The 3,336-nt window shown below is 60.1% G+C and carries 4 protein-coding genes; all 4 read right to left on the bottom strand.

Annotated elements, in window-relative coordinates:
- On the bottom strand, window positions 1–137 hold a 137-nt coding region (locus H1Y01_RS20235), incomplete at its 3' end, for a PEP/pyruvate-binding domain-containing protein (protein ID WP_180539750.1).
- Window positions 138–2,090 carry a glycine--tRNA ligase subunit beta gene (gene glyS / locus H1Y01_RS07120; protein WP_219341349.1) on the bottom strand — a complete coding sequence of 651 codons (1,953 nt, stop codon included), beginning with the start codon at window positions 2,088–2,090 and terminating at the stop codon, window positions 138–140.
- Window positions 2,087–2,986: a glycine--tRNA ligase subunit alpha gene (locus H1Y01_RS07115; RefSeq protein WP_180539749.1), complete on the bottom strand. Its 900-nt coding sequence runs from the start codon at window positions 2,984–2,986 to the stop codon at window positions 2,087–2,089. Before H1Y01_RS07115 ends, glyS begins: the two co-directional genes overlap by 4 nt.
- A 7-nt stretch (window positions 2,987–2,993) precedes the next feature.
- Window positions 2,994–3,336: DNA repair protein RecO C-terminal domain-containing protein (locus tag H1Y01_RS07110; protein WP_180539748.1), on the bottom strand; the 343-nt coding region annotated here is incomplete at its 5' end.

The raw sequence follows: 3,336 nt of genomic DNA, 5'->3' as shown, positions 1-3,336 counted from the left end.
ATGGTGAATCCGGGAGGCACCGGAAGGCCGGCGCGGCTCATCTCGGCGAGTCCGGCGCCCTTGCCGCCCAGAACGTCTTTCATCTTGCCGTCACCGTCGGCCGTACCGTTGCCGAACGAAAATACATGCTTACTCATTTATGCTTTTGTCTCCTGGGAAGTAGTTACAATTTCGGAAAAATCCGCGATGGTTGAGAACTCGCGCCGCATCGATGCGAGCAGCGCGAGCCGGTTGGCGCGCACCTGTTCATCTTTCGCATTCACTAATACTTTGTCGAAGAAACGATCGACGAACGGCCGCATGGCGGCTATGCTGGTGAGTGCGGCCGGGTAGTCCGCGCCCGCCGTTTGGTGAACGGTCTGAACATAAGCCGAGTAGAGATCGGCTTCCGCGCCGCTCTCGATTAGCGCCAAGTTGATCACGTCTTGGCGGTCATATTGCGCTTGCCGCAAAATGTTCGAGATGCGTTTGAAGCTGGCCGCCAGCGGCTCGAAATCCGCGGTTGGCCGAACGGCTTGCACCGCTTTCAGCCGCTTCTCGACTTCGTTGAGGCGGCTCCAGCCGGCGGCCAGAACCGCATTCACTTCGTCGTAGGCGAATCCACGAATGTCGCGGAAGTAGTAGCGGATGCGGTCGAGGAAGAATTCATTCAGCTTCGGGTCGCGGCCGACATAGGACTCAAGATCGATGTCCATCGCTCCTTCGACAATGATTTTGACCACGCCCTGAGCCGCACGCCGCAATGCAAACGGATCTCTCGATCCCGAAGGAATCAACCCGACTTCGAAACAGCCGCGCAGTGTATCGAGCTTGTCGGCGACGCTGAGAATCCGACCGGCCGCGTTGGATGGAATCGAGTCTTCCATGCTGATTGGCTTGTATTGGTCATAGATGGCCTGCGCGACTTCTTCGTGTTCGCCTTGAGCGCGCGCGTAGAGACCGCCGACGACACCTTGCAGCTCGGTGAACTCTTTCACGAGCTCGGTAGTCAGATCGGTCTTCGCGAGAGTGGCCGCGCGTACGGCATGTTCATCGCCGCCGAGCTCGCGAACCAGCGACTCGACGCGGCGCGTCTTTTCGAGATAGGTGCCAAGCTTAGCTTGAAACGTGACATGCGCCAGATCGTCGACGCGTTGCGCCAACGTGCGTTTCTGATCCGCGTTCCAGAAGAAACGCGCATCGTTGAAGCGCGCCCGCAGCACGCCTTCATTGCCGCGCCGGATCAGCCCGTCGCGATCCTCATCCAGGTTCATGACGGCAACAAACTGCGGCCGCAACTGCCCGTCTTTGGACTCGACCGAGAGGTACTTCTGGTGAAACTTCATCACCGTGGTCAGGACCTCTTTCGGCAGCGTCAAGAACTCTTCGTCAAAATGGCCGACGATCGGCGTCGGAAATTCGGTGATGTTCGTGAGGGTGCGCAGCAGCGGACGATCGCACTTATAGTGAACGGGGCTTTCGCGGATGCGTTGGTAGCGTTCGTCGGCTGAAAGGATGACAAAGTTTTCGCGCAGCCGCTGTTCGTAGTCTTCGTAGGTGACCGGGAACCATTTCCGGCCGAGCGTGCGATGGCCGCTCGAAAGATTGAAGCTCTCGACACCGGCAATCGTGAACGGCACGATTTCTCCGCCGAGCAACGCCACAATCCAGCGAATCGGCCGGATGAAGCGCTCGCTGCCTTTGCCCGCCCAGTACATCGTCTTCGGAAACGGCGTTCCGAGGATAACGCCGGGCAGGGACGCCGAGAGAATGTCACGCGTCGGACGGCCGGGCACTCGTTTCAGGAACGAATAGTATTCGCCCTTGGCAGTTACGGTCCGCCCGAGTTCTTCGACGCGCGCACCGGCTTTCTTCGCGAATCCAGCAACCGCGGGTTGGGACGCAGACGTGGCGGGTCCGGTGATGAACTCCTCGGCATCGGGCTCGCGTTCGATCACATTCTCCGCGCGAACCACCAGGCGGCGCGGTGTCCCATCCACGCGCGCGCTGTCTCCGACGAGTTTGGCGCAGGCGACCAGCAAGTGTTCGAGCGCCGGATCGATCATATGATCGGGAATCTCTTCGGTGCCGATCTCAAGCAGGAAGTTCACGCGGCCGCGACCTCTTCGACCGCCGAAGTCTGCTGCGCGACCCACGCCTCCGCAGCGGCGACGGCGATCTTCCGTACGCGCCCAATCACGCCAACGCGCTCGGTCACGCTGATCGCCCCGCGCGCATCCAGCGTGTTGAAAAGATGGCTGCACTTCAGCACATGGTCGTAGGCGGGCAGCACCGGAAATCGCGGCTTATCCGGATACGCCGCAAACAAACTTAGCAGCCGCTGCGCTTCTTTCTCATGCAGCTCGAACAGCTTCCACAACGTGCCGACGTCTGCGAGTTCGAAGTTGTAAACCGAGTATTGAACTTCATCGGCCATGCGCACATCGCCGTAGGTGACGCCGTTCGTCCATTCGATATCGTAGACGCTGTCGCGGTCCTGGAGGAACGCGGTCAAGCGCTCGAGACCATAAGTGATCTCAGCGGGCACGACGTCGAGATCGATGCCGCCGCATTGCTGGAAGTAGGTGAACTGGGTGATCTCGAGACCGTCCAGCATCACCTGCCAGCCGACACCCCAGGCTCCGAGGGTGGGCGCTTCCCAGTTGTCTTCTTCGAGCTTGATGTCGTGCTTCTTGAGGTCGATGCCGATCGCTTCGAGGCTGCCGAGATAGAGATCGATCACATCGGCCGGAGCAGGTTTCAGAATCACTTGCAGTTGCTGGTGCTTGTACAGGCGCTTGGGATTCTCTCCGTAACGGCCATCCGCGGGGCGGCGGCTCGGCTGCACATATGCGACGCGATAGGGCTTCGGTCCGAGCACGCGCAGAAACGTTTCGGGGGCCATCGTACCAGCGCCGACTTCGAGATCCATGGGCTCCTGAATGATGCAGCCCCGCTCGGCCCAATACTGCTTCAAACGGAAGATGACATCCTGGAACGAAAGCATCGCGGATTCAGGCTGCTTCCAAAACAGGAACCGTGAGCAGGCGCCGTTCGATGTGGGATTCGATCTGCTGCTGCAGGAAGCGCCGCAGATCGGCGGCGGTTTCGCGCGTCCATTGCGCGTCCAGTGCTCCCACGGGAAAGCGCAAAATCTGGCTCGCAAGGGTTCGCGATTCACGGCTAAGCTCCCACGCATCGCGCACCGACAAAGTCCGTTTGCAATCCATGCACATCAGCCCGTGAGCGCCGCGCCGGAAAAATGCGCGCTCGCCTTCTTCATCGAGCGAGACGCCGCAGCTCAGGCAGACGTGCAGTTCCGGAAGCATTCCGGCCAGTTTCACGGCCCAGAGAGTG

The organism is Nevskia soli, assembly GCF_903970205.1.
GTDB lineage: Bacteria > Acidobacteriota > Terriglobia > Bryobacterales > Bryobacteraceae > Bog-113.
The sequence above is the reverse complement of the archived record's forward strand: the minus strand, read 5'-3'. Positions and strand labels throughout refer to the sequence as shown.

Excerpts from the sequence above, each read along its gene's own strand:
- H1Y01_RS07115 (WP_180539749.1), bottom strand. The coding sequence starts at position 2,986 with ATGCTTTCGTTCCAGGATGTCATCTTCCGTTTGAAGCAGTATTGGGCC.